This window comes from Leucobacter faecis (assembly GCF_054456635.2).
This window is the reverse complement of record NZ_JBTJEP020000017.1, coordinates 19,751-42,724: the sequence shown is the minus strand read 5'-3', so window position 1 is coordinate 42,724 and position 22,974 is coordinate 19,751. Positions and strand designations below refer to the sequence as shown.

Below are 22,974 nucleotides of genomic sequence, written 5' to 3'. Positions count from 1 at the left end.
TGGCATAACAACAATGAAAGCGACGGTGTAACACAACGCCATGAACGAGCAACATGTATCGCCCACCCCGTCGATCGCGGTCGTGGGCGCTGGCCCCCGCGGCACGTCCCTGTTAGAGCGCATCGGCGCGCATCTTTCTGCTGATTCGATCGACCAGGGTCCGGATCGCGGCTTCGCCGCCGGGCTTCACATTCATGTCATCGACGATGCCCCGCACGGCCCCGGCCGCATTTGGCGCACTGATCAGCCCCGCGACCTGTGCATGAACACGCTCGCCCACGCGGTTACGTTGTTCACTGAGCCGGGCGCGACGATCACGGGGCCGGTGCGCGAGGGGCCGACGCTATACGAGTGGGCGGTGCTTGTGCGTGAGGTCGGCGCGGTGGGGGCGGCGGGCGCGGTGGGCGCGGTGGGCGCGGTTGGCGCGGTTGGCGCGGTTGGCGCGGTTGGCGCGGTTGGCGCGGCCGGGGCCGCCGCCATTTCGTCGGCCGCTTCCAACCTTTCGGCCACCCCTAGCCATTCCGCCACCTCCGCCACCTCCGCCACCTCCAAAATATGCGCGGGTTCTTCCGCTTTAGACCGTCCCATAAGCGGAACAACCCGCGCATATTTTTCTGACTCGGTGCTTACGGGGATTCCCGTCACGCACGTTGACGAATTTCTAGCGCATCCAGTGCGCGCCGGGGTCGCCGAGGACTACGCCGAAGAGCTCGCCGACATGCGGCCCGAGTCGCACCCGAGCCGGGCGCTCTACGGCGAGTACCTCGCGTGGTGCTTCGACCGCGCCCTCGCGCTCCTACCCGCGTGGGTGCGGGTGATCAGACACCGGGCCCGCGTTACCGACGTTGCACGCGTCACCAGTTATACGGGTGGTATTGGCGACCTCAGCGGCATCGGCACCCTCGGTGAGCTCAGTGATCTCAGTGACCTCGGTGATCTCAGTGACCACGGTGCCCTCAACGACCGCGGTGATGTCGGTGATGTCGGTGATGTCGGTGCCTCTTGCGACGGATTTTCGACGGAACGTGAGCGGCTGACGCTTGACGACGGCTCCACCGTGGTCGCCGACGCGGTGATTCTCTCGACCGGTTGGCTGCCCGTGGCCGAGACGCGGGCTGAGCGAGCGCTGTCAGATCAGATGGGTGCGCAGACTGCAGAAAGCGAGCCCTCCGCAAACAGTGAGCCCGACGCAGGCGGTGCTTCCGCTGCCAGCGGCACCCCCACCGTAGGTACTGCACCCACCTCCGGTATGGGCCTAACCGCCCGCCCTTCAGCCCCGATCTGGGTGCGGCCGGCGAGCCCGATCGAGCAGGATCTCTCGGCCATCCCTGCGGGCCAATCCGTCATTATGCGGGGGCTCGGCATGAGCTTTTTTGACACGCTCTCGCTCTTAACGCTTGGCCGTGGCGGTCGGTTTGTCGACGACGCTGGTGCCCCGGGCGGCCTGCGCTACATGGCGAGCGGCGCCGAGCCCGTCGTACACGTGACGTCACGCCGCGGTGTTCCGTTTCGTTCAAAGTCGCTGTACGGCGGCCTGCCACCCAGGCCTTCGCAGCGATTCTTGCGCGGCGTGGACTGGGCCCACGAACCGCGCCCCATCAACTTTGACCGCAGGCTGTGGCCGCGCATTGTCGCAGACGCCTTTCTCGACCACGCCACCACACTCGAACGCGTGCGCCCGGGCTCCGTGGATGAGCTAGCTGTGCTCGAAACCGCGCTCGAGCAGGCGGTGCTTGAACGCGACGCAGAACTCGGTGCCTGTGCAAGTACTGCCGCTGCCACTGCATCGCTGCTCGACACGATCGAGCACATGGCGCGGGTGGTCGAGCCGTTTATTGCCGACGAGGCGCTGCGGTTTGATCTCGCGGGTGAAGCGGCGCCCGTGCACGAGCAGTTTGCGTCACCCGGCGAGTTTGACGCGTGGGTGCGCGGCCGCGTCGCGCACGACCTGCACGAAGCTGAGCTGGGCGTCGACAGCCCCGTGAAGGCCGGGCTATGGTCGATCAGCGCGGCCCGGGCGGTCGCGAGCCGCATCGGTTCACTCGGCGGATTCGACGCCGAGTCACGTGTCTCGGGGTTCAAGCTGTTGTTTGAGGTCGGCGGCATGGTCGGCTCGGGCCCGCCCGCATTTCGCAACCGGCAGCTGCTCGCGCTCAGCGCCGCGGGGCTTGTGCGGTTTATCGGCCCCGCGGCCACCGTTGAAGTCGCTACCGAGACAATTCTCGGAGCCGCGGGTGCAGGCACGATTGCAGGCACAATTGCAGGCACTGTGACGGGCGAGAACGGCTCCCCCGCCACACGCGTGACAACCGCACACTTCACCGCCGAGTCGCCGCTCGTGGCCGGGTCACGCGTCGAAGCGACCGCCCTTGTCGATGCGTGGATGCACTTTCACTCGCTCGATCAGTCGGCCGACCCCGTCGCCCTGGGACTACTGCGCGCGGGCCGCGCCCGGTCGTTTCACGTGAAATCTCGCGCTGCCCGTGCCGAGGCCAGCGCCGGCGACGGCACCCGCCCCAACCTCGATGCCAACGTCGATCCCAGTGCTCATGCCAGCGCCGATGTCGACAGCAAAGCCCCGCAGAGTGTGTCGACGGGCGGCTTCGACGTCGACCCCGCGTCGGGGCGCATCGTGCACGCCGACGGAACCCTTGACGCTGCGGTGCACGTCGCGGGGATTCCGGCCGACCAGACCCTGCACGACACCGTGATTAGCCCCATGCCGGGTACCGACCCACCACTATTGCGAGAGACTGATCGGGTGGCGCGAAGCGCGATCCGGATCGCACGTCACTCACGCGCCATGCTGCCGCTGGCAGCGCCTCGAGAAGGAGTTTTGCATGCGTAACGAATCAGAGCGGCCGGTCGCGCTCGTCACCGGAGCCTCGGGCGGTATGGGGCGCGAGATCGCGCGCGACCTGGGCCGCACCCACCGCGTGATTTTGGTGGGCCGAGACGCTGCGCGGCTCGCGGCGGCCGTCGCCGAAGCGGGCGACGGGGCGACCGGCTGGGAGCTCGAGCTGACCGACTCCGCGGCCGTGGCGGCGCGCGTGGCGACGCTCGATCGGCTCGACGTGCTCGTGCACGCGGCCGCGATCGGCAACAACGTGAGCGTCGCCGATGCTGACGAGTCAGCGTGGCAGCAGATTTTGGCGGTGAATGTGACCGCTCCGGCGCTCTTGACGCGGGCGGTGCTGCCGCTCGTGCGCGCGTCGCGGGGTGCGGTCGTGTTCATCGGATCGGGGGCGAGCACGCGGCCCGTGCCGGGCAGCGCGCTGTACTGTGCGAGCAAGCACGCGCTCAAGGCCGTGGCCGACGTGCTGCGCATCGACGAAGAGCCGCACTTCGTGCGCGTGGCGACCGTCGCGCCGGGCCAGACCGACACGGCAATGCTGCGCGGCATGGTCGGCGAGGCGGCGTACCGGCCCGAGCTCTACATACGGCCAGAGTCGGTGGCGGCCGCGGTGCGCTACGTAGTTGACGCGCCCGCCGACGTGCAGATTACCGACGTGGTGGTGCGCCCGCGCCGCGAAATCGCGAGATTGTAGCCTGCACACGCGAATACTTGGCGCTTGTTGTGGTTTCTTAGGTAAGAAACCACAACAAGCGCCAAGTATTTATCAGTTAGGGGCGAGCCTGGGCAGTTAGGCGTCGAGGCCGCGCACGTCGACATCACGCAACGGCACAAGGCCTGCGCGGCGGCCCTCCACGACTAGTTTCGGTCGCCCGCGCTCGGCTCCAGCAGCTCGACCGGCAACTGCACCGTCGCTGTCTCGAGATCTTGCGGCTTGATGAGCGAGGTGCCGCGCGTCTCGGGAATCGAAACGACGGTAATGATGCCGATGACCCCCACCGCGGTGAGGAAGTAACCGGGCACCAACATGTTGTTCGTGATCTCAAGGAGCCACGTGAGGATGTAGGGCGAGGTGCCCGCAAAGAGCGCGGCGGTGAGCGCATACGCGATCGAAAGCCCCGTCTGCCTGGTGCGTGTGGGGAAAAGCTCTACCACGGTCGCCGCGTGAGTGCCCAGGATGATCGCAAGAATGAGCGCCAAACCGAGAGTGGATGCGAACGCCGCGACTTCACCGCCCTGGCCCATGAGCAAGAACAGCGGCACCGAGAGGAGCGTCTGTGCAATCGCCGCCGTCATCAACACGGGTTTGCGCCCAAATCGGTCCGAGGCCATGCCAGCGAGCGGCACAACAATGAGACCCAGCGCAGATGCCATCGTTGACAGCAGCGCGGCCCGGCCAGCGTCAAAGCCAATGTAGACCTCTTGATACGTGAGCAGGTAGACCAGCACGACGTAGAAGGTCACGTTCATGAAGATTTCCATGCCGCAGGTCTGAATGAACTCGCGTTTGTTGCGCTTGAACACCTCACGTACGGGAGCGTGAGAGACCGTCTCGAGCTGCTTCAGCTGCTCAAACTCTGGGGTGTCTTCGATCTTGCGTCGAATGTATAGGCCAATGAATCCGAGCGGCACCGTAATCAAGAACGGAATACGCCAGGCCCACTCAACGATCTGCGCGTGGTCGAAGGCAACGTTCAGCAGGAACACCACGAACGAGGCCGCCAAGAACCCGAGCAAGCTACCGAACTCGAGCCAGCTCACCCCAAAGCCGCGACGCTTCGCCGGCGAGAATTCGCCCAAGAACGCGGCTGCGCTGCCAAACTCGCCGCCCGCGGCGAGCCCCTGCACAACGCGCGTCGCGATGAGCAGGATCGGGGCGACCAATCCGATCGTGTCATAACCCGGCAGCAGTCCGAGCACCAGCGTCGAGATCGCCATCGCCAGGATCACAACTGAGAGCGTCTGCTTGCGCCCCAGTCGGTCACCGAGCCTGCCAAAAATGATCGCGCCAATAGGCCGTACCAGAAACGACACCGCGAACACGGCAAACGCGGCCAGCAGACCCGTCGTGCTATTCGACTCGGGGAAGAACACGACTGCAATGGTGCCCGCCAGGTAGGCATACACCGCCCAGTCGAACCAGTGCACAAACACACCGATGGAGCCTGCGACAACGCTCTTGCGCAGACTCTTCTTATCGACGAGCTCTGAGAGCTCGCGCATGGGTTGCGAGTTGGACATTGATGTACTCCTTCGTACCTTCAGTGATCTAGACGCGGCGCGCGAGCGCGACGTCGAGGGCGGTCCACGCGAGCGCCAGCGCGCCATCGCGCAGGGTTTGCTCGGCGGTGTCGCCCACGCAGGCGGCGGCGAATTCCAGCTGGTGGTTGCTGGCGGTGCCGCCGACCCCGATGTAGGGGTGAATGGCGTTGACAACCTGGGACACGTTGCCCATGTCCGTCGACGCGCGGTTCATGGTCGCCGCTTCGGGGCTGACGTTGAAGTCGCGGCCGAGTGCGACCGCGTTGGCGCGGTAAAAGTCGAGGGCGGCCTCGTCGGTGCGCATCTCGGCGTATCGCGCACTTTCTGGAGTCACCGTGAGCTTCGCGCCCGTCGCGAGCGCGCCCGCTTCGAAGCACTTGAGCACGCGCTCTTCAAGCTCGAGCAGCTGCTCCATCGTGTCGGCGCGCACGTACCAGCGGCCCTCAGTGCGCTCGGGGATCGCGTTGGGGGCTTCGCCCCCGCGGGTCTGCACGCCGTGCACTCGCACCGATGCGGGCAGTTGCTGCCGCAAGAGCGATATGGCGAGTTGCGCGATCAAGAACGCGTCGTTCGCGTTGACGCCCCGCTCAGGGTAGGCGGCCGCGTGCGCTGCCTTGCCGTCGAACTGTACGTGCCAGTGCGCCACGGCAAACGGCCGGGCCTCGGCCACGTCGACGGGGGCGGGGTGCGCCATCAGCGCGAAGTCGAGGTTCTGAAACGCACCGCGCTCGAGCAGCTCAATCTTGCCGCCGCCACCCTCTTCGGCGGGGGTGCCGATGACCTCAACGCTGACGCCCAGGTCGGAGGCAACCGCGGCGAGCGCGAGGGCGCCGCCCACCGACATCGCCGAGATCAGGTTGTGCCCGCAGGCGTGGCCGAGGCCGGGCAGCGCGTCGTACTCGGCCATAAACCCGACCGTGAATTCGCCCGCCCCAAACCGCGCACGAAACGCGGTTTCGAGCCCAAGGTAGGGCTGCTCAATCTCGAATCCGTGTGCCGCGAGGACCGCGGCGACGGCGACCGACGAGCGGTGCTCTTGCCACCCCAGCTCGGGGTCTGCGTGCAGCTGGTTCGATAGCGCAACCAACTCAGCATCCACGGCCGAGCACCGCTCGCGCACGCGCGCCTTCAGCTCGCTACTCATCGCCCGGCACCCCGTACGATGGCGCTACGACCGGGTTGAGGCCGCGGTGCACGTAGTCGTCGCGCTGCGGAAGCCACTCGGCGAGGACACGGCCCAGCTCGTCGATCGGCGCTTCGTGCCAGTCGACGCGCAGGTCGGTGACGCGCCAACCGGCGTCGCTCACGACCGCGAGACCGGCCGAGTGCACCGGGCCCTCTTCGCCGCCCGCGGCCATCGCCGCCTGCATCGCGGCGTACAGCCGCTCCTCGATGCGGCCGCCGGTCGCGAGCGCGGTGTCGACGAGCGCGTCGAGCACGTCGAGGCTCGCGAGCATGTTGCCCGCGGCGACGGCATTCTCGCGCACGGCCGACCCGAAGATGCCCAGCGCACGCCCGCCCGAGTGCACCGCCGCGCGGCCCTCATGATCGAGCACGAGCAGCTGCCGGTAATCAATCGTCTCGGGGTCTGCCGCACTGACCACGGCGGCGAGCGCTTCTGCTGCGCTCGATCCGGATCGAAGCTCATTGATGAGCTTGGGCCCGAGCCTCGGGTCAGTCACGTTCTGTGAGTTGGCGGCGCCTACGCCGTCGGCGAGGTTGAGGCAGCGGGCGGCGACCGCGGGTGATGATGACGAGATGGCCGCCCCAAACTCGCCGGTGGCGGGGTCGCGCAGAATGAGTGAGAAGGTCACTTCGTCACCTCGCTGTGCGCGTCGGTGGGCGCGTCGGTGGGCGCGTCGGTGGGCGCGTCGGTGGGCGCTTCGCTGATCACGGCGGTGGCGTCGATCTCGACGAGCCACTCGGGGCGTGCGAGCGCCTGCACGACGATGCCGGTCGAGACTGGGTAGACGCCCTTGAGCCACTTGCCGACGGTGCGGTACACGTCTTCGCGGTAGCGCGGGTCGATGATGTAGATCGTCACTTTGACGATGTCTGCGAGCTTGCTGCCGGCTTCTTCGAGCAGCATCTTGATGTTGGCCATGGCCTGCTCGGTTTGCGCGGTCACGTCACCGATGCCCACCGACTCGCGGGTCTCGAGGTCTTGCCCGATCTGGCCGCGCAGGTAGACGACGCCGTTTGCTACGACGGCCTGGCAGAGGTCGTTGTCGAGGTTCTGCTCGGGGTACGTTTCTTTGGTGTTGAACATTCTCAACCGCAGATGCGTCGGCTCAGCCACGTGGTTCTCCTCGTCGAGTGGGTGGTGCGCTAATTGCGCTTCACGACTATTGTTCGGGGTGCATAAGTATCTGTAAAATAGTCAAAACATAAATAGGTCATCAGTAAATCAGATTGACTGTTAGGACGCTCGCAATGACGCAACGCTTCGCCATTACCCTCACCCAGCTGGGCTACTTCGCCGAGTGCGCGAAGACGCTCAACATGACCGCGGCCAGCCTCAATCTGCACGTTGCCCAGTCGGCCGTGTCGACGGCGATCTCGCACCTCGAGAAGTCGCTCGGCGCCGCCCTCTTCATCAGACAGCACTCGAAGGGGCTCATACTGACGAAGGCTGGCGAGAGCCTGCTGCGCGACACGCACCGCATTTTTGGTCTACTCACCGACGCGATCGAAGATATTCGCGCCGACCAAGATCAGGTGCGCGGGTCGATCACCATCGCCTGTTTCAACACGCTCGCCCCGTTTATGCAGCCGCAGCTACTGGGTGCCCTGCAGCGTGAACACCCCGAGCTCACCGTCGACATTCTCGAGGGCGACTACGAAGAGTGCCTGGCTGCGCTGCGCGGGGGCCGCGCCGAGATCGCGATCATGTACAACCTCACGAGTGCCGAGGGGATAACGCACCAGGTGCTCGGGCACGTGCGCCCCCACGTGATTTTGCCCGCTGATCACCCACTCGCCGCGCGCACCGAGCTCGCACTCGCAGAGCTTTCAGGCGACCCGTTTGTGTTGCTCGATCTACCCGATAGCAACGACTACTTTCTAGGCATGCTGCGCCAGCACGGCATCACGCCCAACATCAAGTACCGCACGTCGAGCTACGAGACAGTGCGGTCGCTCGTCGCCACGGGGCTTGGGTTCTCCATTCTCAACCAGCGGCCGCAGATCAACCAGACTTACTCGGGCAACCGCACCGCGATCGTCGAGATCAGCGATCAAGTGCCGAGCCTGGGCGTGACGGCGTCGACCCTCTCACAGGTGGAGCGTTCGGCCCGGGCAGACGCGGTCGCCGCGGCGGTGCGCGACATCGTGGCGGGCGCGTAACTACCCCACGCTGAACCGCCCCGGCCCGCCCCGGCCCGCCCCGGCCCGCCATGTGATTTGCCGATACGCGACGGCGTCTTCATCAGAAAAACTGATGCAGTGCACCGCGAAGCTGTATTGGCCTCGTGGCCCCCGTTCATGTTTGCTGTAACTACCCGGGGAGCCCGCACGATGCGCTCCCACTGCGGGCCACACAGCAGCAAACTGTGCGGCGCAAACAGCGATGTTTGCCGGGCCCGCCGGGTTCAAGCTATTTCGAGCGGAGAACGAAGTATGTCGAGCCAAGAGATCGAGGTCACCGAAGTCCTCGTCGTCGGCGCGGGCCAGGCCGGCGTCGCCATGAGTGAGCACCTCGGCGAACGGGGCATCGCCCACATTGTGCTCGAGCGCAGCCGCATTGCCGAGCGCTGGCGTTCAGAGCGCTGGGACTCGCTCGTCGCGAACGGGCCTGCCTGGCACGACCGGTTTCCCGGCCTCGAGTTCGCAGACGTCGACCCCGACGCGTTTGCCACGAAGGAGCAGGTCGCAGCCTACTTCGAGGCGTACGCCGCGAAGATCAACGCCCCCGTTCGCTGCGGCGTCGAGGTACTGAGCGTCACCAAGCACGAGGGCGGCTCGGGCTACATCGCCGAAACTACCGCGGGCACGATTCACGCCCGCTACGTCGTCGCCGCGACCGGCGCGTTTCAAAACCCCGCGATCCCACCGCTCGTGCCCGCGGGCGAGGGCGTGCACCAGATCCACTCGAGTCAGTACAAGAACCCGGGTCAGCTGCCCGCGGGCGGCGTACTCGTCGTGGGCGCCGGATCCTCTGGCGTACAGATCGCCAATGAGCTGCGGCAGTCGGGCCGAGAGGTGCACCTCGCCGTCGGCCCCCACGACCGCCCACCGCAGCGCTACCGCGACCGCGGTTTTGTGTGGTGGCTCGGCGTGCTCGGCAAGTGGGAGGCCGCTGCGCCCCCGCAGGGCGCCGAGCACGTCACGATCGCGGTGAGCGGCGCCGACGGCGGCCGCACCATCGATTTTCGTGATCTCGCCGCGAACGGCATCACGCTCGTCGGGCGCGCAAACGCATACGCCAACGGTGTCGTCACGTTTGGCACCGACCTCGCCACAAATATTCACCGCGGCGACGAGAACTACCTGTCGATCCTGCGCGAGGCCGACGAGTTCATCGCGCGCAACGGCCTCGATCTGCCTGAGGAGCCCGAGGCCCACGTGCTGGGTCCGGATCCAGCGTGCGTTGTCCACCCCGTGCTCGAGGTCGACCTCGCCGAAGCGGGCATCACCTCGATCGTGTGGGCGACCGGGTTTCGCACCGACTACAGCTGGCTCAAGGTCGACGCGTTCGACGAGGGCGGCAAACCGAAGCAGCAGCGCGGGGTATCGAGCGAGGCGGGCATCTACTTCTTGGGGCTGCCCTGGCAGTCGCGCCGCGGCTCAAGCTTTATCTGGGGCGTGTGGCACGACGCCAAATACCTCGCCGATCAGATCGACATTCAGCTCGGTTACCTGGACTATCAGGGCAACGCGTACCCCGCCCGCGATCCGGAGCGAAGCACAGAACCCAGCCGAGCGCCCGAGCAGCCCCACGCGCCGAGCCCCGCGCTCGCGAGCGCGTAGCGGGCGAGGTCGCAGCGATTCCTAGCAGCCCTACTGGATTCTGCGATTCGCAAGCTCACGCAGAATGACGGGGTGGGGGGCGCGCCTTTCCCTCGTCATTCTGCGTCGAAGCCGCGCACGTCGACATCACGCAACGGCACAAGGCCTGCGCGGCGGCCCACCACGATGCGGTGAATCGCCCACACGAGCAAGAACACGGGCAGGCCGATGTACGAGGAGACCACCTCGAGTACGCGGCCGTCGATCACGGCCTGCGTGTTTTGGCCGAGTATGACCACGATGATGACGATCAGCGCGAGCAGCGGACCGAGCGGAAACAGCGGCGCCACATAGGGCAGCTCCTTCAACGAGTGACCCTGTTTCAACCACGCCCTGCGAAACCTGAAGTGGGACCACGAAATACCCACCCACACGATGAAGCCCGACAGCCCCGAAACGTTGAGCAGCCACACGTAGGCCGCGCCGTCGCCGACGATGCTTGACACGAACGCGAACATGCCGATCGCGGCGGTGGCGGCCAGCGCCATGATGGGCACTCCGCGCTCGTTGAGCCTGGCGAATACACGCGGCGCTTTGCCTTCGACCGCGAGCGCCTGCAGCATACGGGTCGACGCGTAGAGCCCCGAGTTGCCGGCAGACAGTACCGCCGTGAGAATCACCGCGTTCATGAGCCCCGCAGCGACACCGATGCCCGCGCGTTCAAACACCATCGTGAACGGTGAGGCCGCGACGCTCCCCCCGTCGGCCGACGCAATGAGGCTCGGGTCGGTGTAGGGCAGCAGAAACCCGATGATGGCGATTGCCGCGATATAGAACAGCATGATGCGCCAAAAGATCGTGCGAATCGCACGCGGCATGTTCTTGCGCGGGTTCTCGCTCTCACCGGCGGCGACGCCCACGAGCTCGGTGCCCTGAAACGAAAACCCGGCGATCATGAACACCGACACGATCGACAGCCAGCCGCCCGCAAACGGCGCGTCACCGGTAGTCCAGTTTGAGAACCCCGGGCTTTTGCCGCCCATGACACCCAGGATCATGAGTACGCCGAGCACGAGAAATACGAGCACGGTCGCCACTTTGATCGCGGCGAACCAGAACTCACCCTCGCCAAACGCGCGCGCCGACATGGCGTTGAGCCCGGTGAGTACGGCGAGGAAGATCGCCGCCCACACCCAGCCAGGCACGCTCGGCCACCAATACGACATGATCACGCCAGCAGCCACCAGCTCGGCGGCGAGGGTGATCGCCCAGTTGAACCAGTAGTTCCACCCCGTCGCAAACCCAAACGAGGGGCTCACATAGCGGGTGGCGTAGGTCTGAAACGACCCCGAGACGGGCAGGTGCGTCGCCATTTCGCCGAGCGACTGCATCACGAACAGCACCATGATGCCGATCACCGCATACGCGACGAGCGCGCCGCCGGGCCCGGCCTGCGCGATCGTGCCACCCGAGGCGAGAAACAGCCCCGTGCCGATCGCTCCGCCGATGGCGATCATTTGCAAGTGCCGCGCCTGCAGGCTGCGCTTCAGCTGCGGTTGCTCTGATCGCGGCTGCGCCGTCGGCTCCCCTGGTTGCGGCACGCCCCCGGCTGCGGTGCACTGCTCCCCCGTCTCGCTCATGCGCTACAGCGTGAAGTCGGTGGCGACGCGGCCGATCGCGTGCCCCTTGATGATCGCACCGGCTGCGACATGATCCGGATGGGAAGCGTAGGCGGCGAGGCCAGCCGCGTCGTCGAAGTCACAAATGAGCGTAACGTCCCAGTTGTCGCCGTCGAACAGCTCGTTGCGGTGCACCGAGAGCGCGCGCACGCTGGGCACCAGCTCAGCGAGCGGCGTAAGCGCCGCGATGATCTCGGTGGCATGGGCGTCGCGCGCCTCACGGGTGTCGCCGCTGAGCTTCCAGTTGACAATGTGACGCAGGGTCATGGTGGTCCTTTCGGTGGGCTCGAAGCCGGGACACGAGGTCGAGACTCGAGGTGGGAGTATCGATAGCGTGGCGAGTTACGGCCGACGCAGCCACGACGGCCGCGCCGCAGCCTTCTCGATGGCGGCGGTGAGTTTTGCCTGGTCCACGCGCAAGATCGCGTGGCGGCGTGCGCCGATGAGCACGACCGGAATGTGCTCGGAGTGCTTGCGCGCGAGTGCCGGGTCGTTCAGGATGTTCAGCTCAGTGAGTGTCGTCGCCACGTTGCGCGCTGCTAGTTCGTCACGCACCGTCTCGATCACTGCACGTGCGTCGTCACACAGGTGGCAGCCGGGTTTGCCAATGAGGGTGATCTGAACTGTACTCACGAGCCTTAAGTCTACGCGGCGAACAAAGCAAAAGGCGCCGAGTCCAAAGACTCGACGCCCACCATCGATTGCGCGTTACGCGCCTCGACTACTTCTTGTTGCGACGCTGGTGACGCGTCTTACGAAGCAGCTTGCGATGCTTCTTCTTGGACATACGCTTACGGCGCTTCTTAATTACTGAACCCACGGTCACCTCACAACGTCTAAAGGGCCGTCGGATTCGGGGCCCACAAAACACTTATCGTACCTGATCGCCAACCCCAAGCGCGAATTCACAAGCAAACTCGCCGCAAAACGTTGCCAATCGGCTCGAAAACTTAGCCGCGCAGCTTGAAACGCGCAACCAGTTCCTTTACACGACTCTCGGCGCGAGCGGCCGCGCGCCCCATGCGTTCGGCCGCAGCAAAGGCTTCTTCGGGCAGCAATGGGTCGCCGTCTTCGTCAAACTCTTGAAACGAATCGACGTCACCCGGGCCTTCCAGCCGCTCGCCCGACTCTGAGAGATATTCGACTGTCACCTCGGTATCAAACCCGGCGGTAAGAAACGGGATCACAAAGTCCTCAACCATTTCGAGCGGCTCGATGTTGAGTGAGTAGAGGCGGTGTTGGCCGTCTTCACGCACGGTTACGAGCTCGGCTTCGCGCAATACTTTGAGGTGTTTCGAAACGGTGGGCTGGCTAATCTCGAGCTGCGCCACGATTTCAGACACGCTCATCTCGGCATCGGTGCGGTGTCGCTCAAGCAGCGCCTGCAGGATGTCGCGCCGCGTCTGGTCGGCGATGACTCCAAAAATGTCTGGCATACCCTAAGCGTAGTCGACTCGCTCTGACTTGCAGGGCTACGGCCTGGGGCGCAGCCGGGGCCACCGCCCGCGTGGCCCCGGCGCCCCGGCGCCCCGGCGCCCCGCTTCACACTGAGCGCCACCGTGTGTACGATGAAACCTCTGGGCGCGGCAGTATGCGCCCACTAACACCCCGATGTCTCGCACGTCACGCGCGCAGAAAGAAGTTGCAGTGAGGGCACTCAGATTGAGCCGTCGCGGCTCTGTCGCACTCGCTCCCAAGGCGTGGGTCAGCGCCATGATCCACTCATCGCCGGCGCGTTTCGCCCTGCTCGTGTTTACCGCTCTCATTCTGCTGTGGACGGCTCTGCTTTCACTCCCGTTCGCCAGCCGCGACGGCAATATCACCCCGCTCGCCGACGCCCTGTTCACCGCCGTCTCGGCGATCTGTGTGACCGGGCTCTCAACGGTCGACATGGCGTTGCACTGGTCGCTGTTTGGCGAAATAGTCATCCTGGCGGGCCTGCAGATCGGTGGCATCGGCGTGCTCACACTCGCGAGCATCCTGGGCCTCACCGTGACCAGGCGGTTGGGGCTGCGGCAGCGACTCATGGCGGCGGGCGACACGAACCCGATGCGCATGGGGCGCGACGTGTCAGAGAGCCAGGCTGTGGGGCTCGGCGACATTGGCGGGCTGCTCGCTGCCGTCGCCACGAGCTTGGTTGTCATCGAACTGGCGCTGACCCTACTCATAACGCCGCGGCTCATGGCCGCGGGCTACGATTTCTGGCACGCGCTGTGGAACGGTTTCTACCTCGCTGCCTCGGCCTTCACGAACACGGGTTTCGTGCCGCTCAAGGGCGGCCTCGACATGTTCGCGACCGATATGTACATGCTCAGCGTGTTGGGCATCGGCGTGTTTCTCGGTGCGATCGGGTTTCCCGTCATCTTTGCGCTGTACCGCTACGTGGTGGGCGGCGGCTGGCGCGCGCACAAACGCCTCGGGTTGCACACCAAGCTAACCCTCACGACCACGCTCATCTTTGTGGTGTTTGGCTGGCTCGTCATCGCGGGCCTCGAATGGAACAACCCCGCCACTTTCGGCAACGAGGGCCTCGGCCAAACCATGTTCAGCTCGGCCTACATGTCGGTGATGACCCGCTCTGGTGGGCTCGGCATTGTCGACCCGCTCGACATGAACGGGTCGACCATGCTGGTCATGGACATGCTCATGTTTGTGGGCGGCGGCTCTGCCTCGACCGCGGGCGGCATCAAGGTGACGACCATCGCGGTGCTGTTTCTCGCGGCCTACGCCGAGGCTCGCGGCTACAAAGACATGCAGGTCTTTGACCGCCGGATCCCCAACGAGGTGCTGCGTGTTTCGGTATCGGTGCTCATCTGGGGCGCCACAATCGTTCTCATCTCTACGGTCGTACTCATGCAGATGACCGGCAGATCTCTCGACGTGGTGCTGTTTGAAGTGATCTCTGCCTTTGGCACGTGCGGGCTGTCGACTGGACTGTCTGGCGAGCTGCCCGATGCGGGCAAGTATGTGCTCGCGGCCACCATGTGGGCTGGCCGCGTGGGCACCGTCACCCTGGCCGCGGCCGTTGCCGCTACCAGCCGTTCAAGGCTGTTTACCCTCCCCGAAGAAAGGCCGATCGTTGGTTGATATTCGCAGTGATGCACCGGTAATTGTGATCGGCCTCGGCCGCTTTGGCGCCGCCACCGCGGGCCAGCTTGACCGTCAAGACCGTGAGGTGCTCGTCGTCGACACCGACGCGGGCCTCGTACAGAAGTGGGCCGACCGCGTCACCCACGCGGTGCAGGCCGACGCGCGCTCGATGGAGGCGCTGCGACAGATCGGCGCCGACGACTTTCAGATCGCAGTCGTCGCGACGGGCGCTTCAATCGAGTCGAGCGTGCTCATCGCCGCGAACCTGGTCGACCTCGGGGTGCCGCAGATCTGGGCGAAAGCGATTTCACTGTCGCACGGCAAGATCCTCGAGCGTATCGGCGTAAATCACGTGATCTACCCCGAGCGCGAGGCAGGCGAGCGCGTCGCCCACCTGCTCAGCGGCAGCATGCTCGACTTCATTCAGTTTGACGACAATTACGTGATCGCGAAGATGTACCCGCCGCGCTCGATTCGAGGCCGCTCGCTCACCGAGAGCGGGGTGCGCACCCGCTACCGCATTACCGTGGTGGGGGTAAAAACACCCGGCCAGCCGTTTACACACGCGACCCAAGACACCGTCGTGTCGCCGCGCGATTTGATCATCGTGAGCGGCACTGCCGCCGACGTCGAGCGGTTCGCGGCGATCGGCTAGCGCCTGCTGGTGGGCGACTGGCGGTTTGCTGGTGGGCGCCCGGTGAGCACCGAAGCGCTACGCTCGAGGCATGACTGATGCAGCGGGGCGCCAGGCGCTTCTTCGCGCCACCATCGTGGTGGTAGCTGGTGGTGGCTTGCGCGCGCTCACATACCGGGCCGTTGCGGCCGAGGCGGGCGTCTCGCACGGGCTCGTGCGCCACCACTTTGGTACGCGCGACCAGCTCATCGCCGAGGCCATGGAGTTTGCGATCGGCGAGAGCCTTGCGGGCTCAAACATGGTCGAGGCTGTCACCAGCGTCGACGACTTCGCGGCGGGCATCGATTCGCTCGCAGAACGCGAGAGCGAGATCCAGTCGTTTCAGTACGAACTGCTACTCGAGGCGCGCAGGCGGCCCGAGCTGCACGAGCTCGCCACGCGCCACTACACCGCGTACCGCGACGCGATCGTCGCGCAGCTTGCCAGGCTCGGGGTACACGATTCCCCGCTCGCAGACCTCATCTGGTTTACGCTCGACGGCATCGTGTTTAAGCAGCTCGTGGCACCCGGTGATGCCGCGCCCGCGCTCGAGCACGTGCGCACGCTCGTGAGACAGGCCATCCCCGCGTAGTCCGCACCGGGAGGCGATCCGGCGCGAAAATAGCGCGCAGATGAGCGCGCAATTTGGCGCGCGAACTTGACTATCCATTTGGATAGTTTTAGGCTGGCGCTACTCGCGGGGCGTTGTTGCCCCGCACCCGGCACAGCAGCCGGGTGACCACCGAAGGGACACGCAGCCGTGCCAGACACCAAGATCGATTTTCTGTACCTCAACGAGCCCGACATGATTCGAGCCGGGGTCACCGACATGCCCGCGTGCGTCGACGCGATGACCGACGTGCTCGACCTGTTTGCCCGCGGCGACTACCGCATGGCCGGCCCCGAGAACAACGCGCACGGTGCGCAGGTGTACTTCCCCGAGACCGAGACGCACCCCGGCATGCCCGTCGACGGGCCCGACCGCCGGTTCATGGCGATGCCCGCCTATCTCGGCGGCGACTACCAGGTGACCGGCTGCAAATGGTACGGCTCGAACGTCGAGAACAAGCAGCGCGGACTGCCCCGCTCGATTCTCATGTTCACGCTCAACGACAAAGACACGGGCGCCCCGCTCGCGCTCATGTCAGCAAACCTGCTGAGCGCGTACCGCACCGGCGCGATTCCGGGCGTGGGCGCCCGATTCCTTGCCCGCGAAGACGCGAAGGTCGTGGGCATCGTGGGCCCCGGCCCCATGAACCGCACCTCGCTCGAGGCGTTCATGGCGGTGCGCCCCGAGATCAACCACGTGAAGGTGGCGGGCCGCAGCCAGGGCGGCATCGACACGTTTATCGCGTGGGCGCGCGAGAAGTTTCCGCAGATCACCACGATCGAGCAGGTCGATGGCATGGAGCAGGCGGTGCGCGACTCAGACATCGTGAGTATCGCGGTGCCCAGCAAGATGGGGTCAGAGAACTACCCCTACGTGGCCGATGAGTGGGTCAAGCCCGGCGCGTTCATCTGCTGCTCGGCACACCTCGCGCTCGAGGAGTCGCTCACGCAGCGCGCCCGCCACGTGGCAGACGCGCGCAAGATCTACGAGGCGTGGGCCGAAGAGATCCCTTCTCCCGTGCACGAGACCGTGGGTATCTGGGGCATGCACCTCGTCGACCGCGTGAACGACGGCCGCATGACGCGCGAAGAGTTCGGCGACCTGGGTGAGATCATCGGCGGCTCGGCCGTCGGGCGCCAGAACGACGACGAGGTGTTCATCTTCTCGGTGGGTGGTATGCCCGTCGAAGACGTCGCCTGGGCGACCCACGTGTACCGCAACGCCGTGAAGCTCGGCATCGGTACGTCGCTCAACCTGTGGGAGACGCCGGCGCTCGCCTAGCGCTGCGGCCCTACTTTTCACCGACTCAAATTTGAAAGCGAACCATCATGGATTACCAGAAAACCGATGTTCTCGTCATCGGCGCGGGCAGCGTCGGCGCGATGGCGCTGTGGCAGCTGAGCAAGCGCGAGGGCTTAAGCGTCGTCGGCATTGAGCAGTACGGCCGCGTCAATTCACACGCCTCATACGCCGGCGAATCGCGCGTGTTTCGCACGGCCGTGCACGAGGGCGGCACGTATGTGCCGATGATTCAGCGCTCGCGCTCGCTGTGGCGCGAGCTCGAGGCCGACTCGGGCCGCAACATTTACACCGAGGTCGGCTGCCTGTCGATCGCACCCGAGGGCTTTCCTGACTTCGAGACCGCACTCGGCACGGTGCGCGAGTTCGATCTGAAGCACCGCCTGCTCGACACGGCCGAACTGCGCCGCGAGTACCCGCAGCACCGCATCAACGACGGCGACGTCGCACTGCTCGACGCGCACGGCGGCGGCCTGCGCCCCGAGGTCGCCATCATGAGCGCCCTCAACGTGGCCGAGGCGAACGGCGCCCAGCTGTTCTTTAACACCTCGGTGATCGATGTTGAAGAGCGCCCGAACGGTGTCGTCGTGCGTACGACGCAGGGGGCCTGGCTGGCCCAGCGGGTCGTTGTCGCCTCCGGATCATGGTCGTCCAGGCTCTCGCCCGAGCTCGACGAGCTGCTGCGCCTGCAGGTACTCGGACTCACGTGGTTTATGCCCGAGCGCCCCGAACTGTTCGTACCCGAGCGGTTTCCCGTGTTTCTGCGCGACGTGGGGTCGGTGCACTTCTTTGGTGCGCCGAGCTTCGACGGCTACGCGTTTAAGGCGTGCACGAACCCCGACTGGCCCGTCTACCGCGACGTCTCAGAGGTGCCCAAGCACCACACGCGTGAGCAGCTGATCCGTATCGGGCAGCGCGCCGCCGAACTGTTCGACGGCATCAACCCCGAGCCCGTGCGCGAGAGCGTGCACCACTGCGCGTACACGCCAGACCGTCTGCCCGTCGTCGATCGCACCGACTCGGGCCGCATCGTAACGATTGCGGGGCTCTCGGGTCACGGCTTCAAGTTTGTGCCGCAGCTGGGCGAGTGGGCAGCGCAGCTGGTCGCGGGCGAGGACACGACCGTCGACCCCCGGTTCGCGCTGAAGTCGCACATGGAGCGCCTCGCAGTGCTCGGCCCGTACACGGGCGGCGGCCACTAGCCGCTAGCCCCTGGCTCCCGGCCCCTGGCCGGCCCCGGCCAGGCCCCGTGCACAAAAATATGCGCGAGAACTTCCGCTTTAGCTCCACTCATAAGCGGAACTTCTCGCGCATATTTTCCATGCCAGCCACTTGACGCCAGCCAATACCTGTTTGTTATAGTTCTAATACAACTATAAAACCAGGAGAGGCGTCATGCCCCACACCATCGAGGTCTCAGGCCTCACCAAATCGTTCGGCACGGTTCACGCCGTGCAAAACCTGAGCTTCACCGCGCACGCTGGCCGCGTCACCGGGTTTCTCGGGCCCAACGGTTCAGGCAAGACCACGACCCTCAGCATGCTGCTCGGGCTCGCCCGCCCCGACTCGGGCACCGCTACCATCGGCGGCAAGCGCTACGCCGAGCTCGAACGCCCGGCCCTCACCGTCGGTGCCTCGCTCGAGGCTAACTTTCACCCCGCTCATACCGGCCGCGCCCACCTCGACATTGCACGCCGCGCCATCGGGGCGAAACAAGCCCGCGTCGACGAGGTGCTCGACCTGGTCGGCCTCAGCCACGCGGCCGAGCGTAAGACCGGCGGCTATTCCCTCGGCATGCGCCAGCGCCTCGCCCTCGGCACGGCGCTGCTCGGCGACCCCGACGTACTCGTGCTCGACGAGCCCGTCAACGGCCTCGACCCCGAGGGCATCCGCTGGATCAGACTCTTTCTGCGCCACCTCGCCAGCCAGGGCAAGACCGTACTCCTGTCGTCGCACCTGCTGAGCGAGGCACAGCACACGGTCGACGACGTCGTCGTGATCCGGAGCGGCCAGCTCGCCTTCGCGGGCCCGCTCGCCGATCTGCAGCGGGGCACGCGCACCGTGCTCGTCGACGCGGCCACGCGCGAGGGCCGCGCGAGGCTCGCTGCGGCCCTCGCCGAAGCGGGCGCGACCGTCACCGACACCGCGGGTCACGGCGCACACGCGCAAGGCTCCGGATCATCGCCCGCCCCCGAGCAGCTCCTGCCGGGCGCGCACGCACCGCGGTCATCGCCGCCAGCAGAGGCACCGCAGTCGGCACCGTCAGCGCTGTCGGCACTGTCAGCGCAGCGCGAGCCGCTCAGCGTGGCAGGCCTCGCACCGCAGCAGGTCGGCGAGATCGCGTTCGCGGCGGGGGTGCCGCTCGCGCATTTGAGCGCCCCCGAGTCGGGGCTTGAACAGAGTTTCCTTGAGCTCACCGAAGGAGCCGCATCATGACCCGCTTCGCTCGCAGCCTGTCGGCCGAACTGCGCAAGGTGCGCGCCACGAAACTGTGGTGGATCCTCGCGCTCGTCATTGCCGCGTACTCGGCCATGATGGCTGCCGTCTTCGTGTTTATGTTTAACGCGATGCCCGAAGCGGCTGCCGCTGGAGCCGCTGAAGCCGCTGCCGCAGGAGCCGCAGCGGCCCCGGGCGCCGCGCTCCCCCCGCAGACACTGGCTAATCTCGTCTACTCGTCGGTGTCGACGTTCGGCTACGTCGTACCGCTCTTGTTTGGTGCGCTCGCGGTGACGGGAGAGCTACGTCACCGCACCCTCGGGCTCGCGTTCTTGTTCGAGCCGCGCCGCGGATTCGTGCTCGCCAGCAAGGCCGTCACCGTGTTCGCTGTCGGCCTCGGACTCGGTGTCGCAGGCGTCGCGGGTGCCCTCGCCGCCGCACTCCCCGTGTTTAGCGCGACGGGCACCGACCCGATGCTGGGCACCGGCGAGACCTGGGCGCTGCTTACTCGCGTGGTGCTCGCGATCGGTGTGTGGGCCGTGTTTGGGTTTGGCGTCGGCGTGCTCGTCAAGAACCAAGCCTTCGCCATCGTGCTCGCGCTCGTGTTCACGCAGTTCATCGAGCCCGTCGCTCGCATGGGCGCCCAGTTTTGGGAGTGGAGCGCGCAGGTCGCCAAGTTTCTGCCCGGCGCCGCCACCGATGCGTTCGTGGGCGCCAGCGTCATGAACAACATGGCCGCCCTCGATCCCTCAGCCGCGGGTGAGCATTCAGCCGCGCTCGGCATTTGGGCCGGGTTCGCGGTGCTGGCCGGGCTCGCCGCCGTGGCAGTCGCCGCGGGCTGGGCACTGCGGTGGCGCGGCGACGTCGAGTAGGCGCCTGGAGTTGGTCGTTACCGCGGCCGCAGTGCCGAGTGCTGCTGCACCCAGCTATACATCGTGACCGCGGCGGCGGCCGAAGCGTTAATCGAACGGGTCGAACCATACTGTGTAATCTCGACGACCGCCTCGGCCGCCGCGATCGCTTCGTCAGAGAGCCCGGGCCCCTCCTGCCCAAACAGCATGACGCAGCGCTCGGGCCAGTCGAAGGTCTCCATCGGCACGCAGCCGGGCACGTTGTCGATCGCGATGATCGGCATACCCTCCGCGCGCGCCCAGGCGGTGAGCGCCTCGACGTCTGTGTGGTGCTCGACGTGCTGGTATCGGTCGGTGACCATGGCGCCGCGTTTGTTCCAGCGTCGGCGGCCGACGATGTGCACGGTGTCGGCGGCGAACGCGTTGGCGCTGCGCACGATCGAGCCGATGTTCATGTCGTGCTGCCAGTTCTCGATCGCCACGTGAAAACTGTGACGCTGCTCGTCGAGGTCGGCGATGATCGCGTCCATCGTCCAGTAGCGGTAGCGGTCGATGACGTTGCGCGAGTCGCCGTGCGCGAGCAACTCGCGGTCGTAAAACTCCTCGGTGGGCCACTCGGTTTCGCCGCCGGGCCACGGGCCGACGCCCCAGGTGCTGCGCTCGGGGTGCGCGCCAGCTGCGCTTGCCGCACCGGTTACGCCGGCGGCGGGGTCGAGCTGCTGGGCGGCGGCGGACTGCTGGTTGGTGGGATCTTCGGCGTGAGTCACCCGCCTATTCTCCCAGGTGCTGCGCCCTGGTAGTGTGCGGGCAAGAGCCCGCGGCGCTACGCAGAGAGCGTGCCCGGCCAGCCCGCGCCCGGCAGGCACGCCAGCACGACCGCGTCGCCCGTCACCCGCCACGGGCCAAATGCGTGCGGTACCGCGTAGGCTTCACCGCTCGCGACCGCGGTCTCGCCCGCGGCAGAGCGCAGGGATCCGGATCCGGATGTCACGATCACGACCGCGTACGAAGCTGGCAGCTCGCCGCTGCCGCCCGTGCCGCGCAGGAGCCGAAAGAACGGGTCGCCCGCGGCGGGCAGCAGGGGCACGGGCCCGGGCTGCGGGGCGTCGGTCTCGACGATGAGGGCGGCGAGATCGGTGGCCGCGAGGCGGGCGTGTGAGACAGCTCCCATCGCGGTATCGAAGCCGAGATCGAGGTGCGACTCGTCACGAGTCGAGGTGGTGACCGACCACTCGAGCAAGATCGAAAAATCGGTGGGCTCTTGCAGCTCGGCGACGAAGACGCCCGTGCCAATCGCGTGCGCGGTGCCGGCGGGCACGAGCACGCCCATGCCCGCGCGGGCTTCAATCTCGTTCATGTGCGCGAGCATCCACTCGCTGTCTTGAGCGTCACGGCGGCGGGCGAGCTCGGCGGGGTCAACGTCGTCCTTCCACCCCAGGTAGAGCGCGCTGCCGGGCTCGGCGTCGAGCACAAACCACGCCTCGGTCTTGCCGTACGGGCAGTCGAGGTGGGCGGCCGCGAACGCGCGGTCGGGGTGCACGTGCACCGGCAGCCGCTGGCGCGCATCGAGGAGTTTCACGAGTACGCCGACGTCTGCTGGGTTTGCCGTGCTGGTTGCGCTGCTCGCCGTGGGGCCCACCCAGGCAGTGGGGTTCGCAGCGACGAGGTCTGCGAGCGGGCCCTCGGCCGTGATCGCAGGCCCCACCCCGGGTTCACCGAAGCGCGACACCGTCGATCCGATCCACTCCTCGGGCTGAAACTCGGTGGCCTGTTCGATGCCGCGCAGCGCCGCGATGCGGTCGCCGCCCCGGTAGAAATGCTGAATCGGGTTGGGCGGCAAGAGGAGAGGCTGCACTGGTGCTCCTTGGGTGAGTGGGTGAGGTGTCGACGGGGGCGACTATTTAGCGGCGGGGCGCTTAAGCCGCCTGCGCGGCTTCGACCTTGACAACGGTGAGCAAGAACACTGAATCCTCGGGCACCTCGACCGAGTGCACCTCGTCGGGAATCTCGACGATGTCGCCAGGCGTAAGCAGCCACGACTCGGTGAGACCGCGCAGCTCGATCCGGCCCGTGATGAGCTGCAGCGTCGCTTCGCCGGGGCTCTTGTGCTCGGCCATGCGTTCGCCGCCACGCATGGCGATGACCGTTTGCCGCAGTGCCCGCCCGCGCCCGCCGTAGAGGGTGCGGGCGAAGCGCTTATTTGAAGCCGCGCGCGCGAGTACCAACAGCTCTGTTGCTAGATTCGACAGCGAAATAGTCTCCATGTGTTCCAC

General features: G+C 66.3%; 23 protein-coding genes. 11 read left to right on the top strand and 12 right to left on the bottom strand.

The annotated features are described in order from the left end of the window. Positions 1 to 40: 40 nt before the first annotated feature. Both ACXR2T_RS12480 and ACXR2T_RS12475 read left to right on the top strand, forming a co-directional pair. Positions 41 to 2,848: an FAD/NAD(P)-binding protein gene (locus tag ACXR2T_RS12480; protein WP_458839868.1), complete on the top strand. Its 2,808-nt coding sequence runs from the start codon at positions 41 to 43 to the stop codon at positions 2,846 to 2,848. After that, positions 2,841 to 3,548, top strand: coding sequence for an SDR family oxidoreductase (locus tag ACXR2T_RS12475; RefSeq protein WP_458839869.1), 708 nt, complete (start codon positions 2,841 to 2,843; stop codon positions 3,546 to 3,548). The genes ACXR2T_RS12480 and ACXR2T_RS12475 overlap by 8 nt, the downstream gene beginning before the upstream one ends. 164 nt (positions 3,549 to 3,712) lie before the next feature. Here ACXR2T_RS12475 and ACXR2T_RS12470 read toward each other — a convergent pair whose 3' ends face one another. From ACXR2T_RS12470 to ACXR2T_RS12455, 4 genes are read right to left on the bottom strand one after another with little or no spacing between them, the layout of a single operon-like run. Next, entirely contained in the window at positions 3,713 to 5,095 is a 1,383-nt protein-coding gene (locus ACXR2T_RS12470; RefSeq protein ID WP_458814620.1) for an MFS transporter, read from the bottom strand. 28 nt (positions 5,096 to 5,123) lie between these two features. Beyond that, complete coding sequence (locus ACXR2T_RS12465) at positions 5,124 to 6,260, bottom strand: M20 family metallopeptidase (protein ID WP_458814622.1); 1,137 nt, start codon at positions 6,258 to 6,260, stop codon at positions 5,124 to 5,126. Next, positions 6,253 to 6,930 (bottom strand): DUF1028 domain-containing protein, encoded by a 678-nt coding sequence (locus ACXR2T_RS12460; RefSeq protein ID WP_458839871.1) that lies wholly within the window; start codon positions 6,928 to 6,930, stop codon positions 6,253 to 6,255. The genes ACXR2T_RS12465 and ACXR2T_RS12460 overlap by 8 nt, the downstream gene beginning before the upstream one ends. Beyond that, positions 6,927 to 7,415 carry a RidA family protein gene (locus ACXR2T_RS12455; protein WP_458839873.1) on the bottom strand — a complete coding sequence of 163 codons (489 nt, stop codon included), beginning with the start codon at positions 7,413 to 7,415 and terminating at the stop codon, positions 6,927 to 6,929. Before ACXR2T_RS12455 ends, ACXR2T_RS12460 begins: the two co-directional genes overlap by 4 nt. Positions 7,416 to 7,549: 134 nt before the next feature. Here ACXR2T_RS12455 and ACXR2T_RS12450 point away from each other — a divergent pair, with 134 nt between their 5' ends. Together ACXR2T_RS12450 and ACXR2T_RS12445 are read left to right on the top strand one after the other, a co-directional pair. Continuing rightward, positions 7,550 to 8,461 carry a LysR family transcriptional regulator gene (locus tag ACXR2T_RS12450; protein WP_458839874.1) on the top strand — a complete coding sequence of 304 codons (912 nt, stop codon included), beginning with the start codon at positions 7,550 to 7,552 and terminating at the stop codon, positions 8,459 to 8,461. Between the two features lie 273 nt (positions 8,462 to 8,734). Next, positions 8,735 to 10,084: a flavin-containing monooxygenase gene (locus ACXR2T_RS12445; protein ID WP_458839876.1), complete on the top strand. Its 1,350-nt coding sequence runs from the start codon at positions 8,735 to 8,737 to the stop codon at positions 10,082 to 10,084. A gap of 95 nt (positions 10,085 to 10,179) precedes the next feature. Here the strand turns inward: ACXR2T_RS12445 and ACXR2T_RS12440 are convergent, their stop codons facing one another. The 5 genes from ACXR2T_RS12440 to ACXR2T_RS12420 all read right to left on the bottom strand — a co-directional run bounded on the left by ACXR2T_RS12440 (position 10,180) and on the right by ACXR2T_RS12420 (position 13,178). Beyond that, a complete protein-coding gene (locus tag ACXR2T_RS12440) occupies positions 10,180 to 11,703 on the bottom strand; it encodes an amino acid permease (RefSeq protein ID WP_458839878.1) in 1,524 nt (507 codons plus the stop codon). A 3-nt stretch (positions 11,704 to 11,706) separates the two neighbouring features. After that, positions 11,707 to 12,009, bottom strand: coding sequence for a Dabb family protein (locus tag ACXR2T_RS12435; RefSeq protein WP_458839880.1), 303 nt, complete (start codon positions 12,007 to 12,009; stop codon positions 11,707 to 11,709). A gap of 75 nt (positions 12,010 to 12,084) precedes the next feature. Continuing rightward, entirely contained in the window at positions 12,085 to 12,375 is a 291-nt protein-coding gene (locus ACXR2T_RS12430; RefSeq protein ID WP_458839882.1) for a glutaredoxin family protein, read from the bottom strand. An 88-nt stretch (positions 12,376 to 12,463) separates the two neighbouring features. Next, positions 12,464 to 12,562 (bottom strand): 30S ribosomal protein bS22, encoded by a 99-nt coding sequence (locus ACXR2T_RS12425; protein ID WP_005504750.1) that lies wholly within the window; start codon positions 12,560 to 12,562, stop codon positions 12,464 to 12,466. A 130-nt stretch (positions 12,563 to 12,692) separates the two neighbouring features. Beyond that, positions 12,693 to 13,178 (bottom strand): ArsR/SmtB family transcription factor, encoded by a 486-nt coding sequence (locus ACXR2T_RS12420; RefSeq protein ID WP_458839884.1) that lies wholly within the window; start codon positions 13,176 to 13,178, stop codon positions 12,693 to 12,695. Positions 13,179 to 13,455: 277 nt separating this feature from the next. On the opposite strand from ACXR2T_RS12420, the gene ACXR2T_RS12415 reads away from it, so the two are divergent. From ACXR2T_RS12415 to ACXR2T_RS12385, 7 genes are all read left to right on the top strand, one after another. After that, positions 13,456 to 14,829, top strand: a complete 1,374-nt coding sequence (locus ACXR2T_RS12415; protein WP_458814640.1) for a TrkH family potassium uptake protein — start codon at positions 13,456 to 13,458, stop codon at positions 14,827 to 14,829. Beyond that, on the top strand, positions 14,822 to 15,487 hold the full coding sequence (locus ACXR2T_RS12410; protein ID WP_458814642.1) for a potassium channel family protein: 666 nt from the start codon (positions 14,822 to 14,824) through the stop codon (positions 15,485 to 15,487). Before ACXR2T_RS12415 ends, ACXR2T_RS12410 begins: the two co-directional genes overlap by 8 nt. Positions 15,488 to 15,557: 70 nt before the next feature. Next, positions 15,558 to 16,097, top strand: coding sequence for a TetR/AcrR family transcriptional regulator (locus ACXR2T_RS12405; RefSeq protein ID WP_458839886.1), 540 nt, complete (start codon positions 15,558 to 15,560; stop codon positions 16,095 to 16,097). Between the two features lie 168 nt (positions 16,098 to 16,265). Then, positions 16,266 to 17,396 carry a tyramine oxidase subunit B gene (locus ACXR2T_RS12400; protein ID WP_458839888.1) on the top strand — a complete coding sequence of 377 codons (1,131 nt, stop codon included), beginning with the start codon at positions 16,266 to 16,268 and terminating at the stop codon, positions 17,394 to 17,396. 47 nt (positions 17,397 to 17,443) lie between these two features. Continuing rightward, positions 17,444 to 18,616 (top strand): N-methyl-L-tryptophan oxidase, encoded by a 1,173-nt coding sequence (gene solA / locus ACXR2T_RS12395; protein WP_458839890.1) that lies wholly within the window; start codon positions 17,444 to 17,446, stop codon positions 18,614 to 18,616. Positions 18,617 to 18,809: 193 nt separating this feature from the next. Then, a complete protein-coding gene (locus ACXR2T_RS12390; protein ID WP_458839892.1) occupies positions 18,810 to 19,850 on the top strand; it encodes an ATP-binding cassette domain-containing protein in 1,041 nt (346 codons plus the stop codon). Next, entirely contained in the window at positions 19,847 to 20,722 is an 876-nt protein-coding gene (locus tag ACXR2T_RS12385; protein ID WP_458839894.1) for an ABC transporter permease, read from the top strand. Before ACXR2T_RS12390 ends, ACXR2T_RS12385 begins: the two co-directional genes overlap by 4 nt. A 17-nt stretch (positions 20,723 to 20,739) precedes the next feature. On the opposite strand, the gene ACXR2T_RS12380 is transcribed toward ACXR2T_RS12385, so the two are convergent. The 3 genes from ACXR2T_RS12380 to ACXR2T_RS12370 all read right to left on the bottom strand — a co-directional run bounded on the left by ACXR2T_RS12380 (position 20,740) and on the right by ACXR2T_RS12370 (position 22,965). Beyond that, on the bottom strand, positions 20,740 to 21,468 hold the full coding sequence (locus tag ACXR2T_RS12380) for a TrmH family RNA methyltransferase (protein WP_458839895.1): 729 nt from the start codon (positions 21,466 to 21,468) through the stop codon (positions 20,740 to 20,742). 56 nt (positions 21,469 to 21,524) lie between these two features. After that, positions 21,525 to 22,556, bottom strand: a complete 1,032-nt coding sequence (locus ACXR2T_RS12375) for a class I mannose-6-phosphate isomerase (RefSeq protein WP_458839897.1) — start codon at positions 22,554 to 22,556, stop codon at positions 21,525 to 21,527. A gap of 61 nt (positions 22,557 to 22,617) precedes the next feature. Then, positions 22,618 to 22,965 carry a cupin domain-containing protein gene (locus ACXR2T_RS12370; RefSeq protein ID WP_458839898.1) on the bottom strand — a complete coding sequence of 116 codons (348 nt, stop codon included), beginning with the start codon at positions 22,963 to 22,965 and terminating at the stop codon, positions 22,618 to 22,620. Positions 22,966 to 22,974 lie beyond the last annotated feature (9 nt).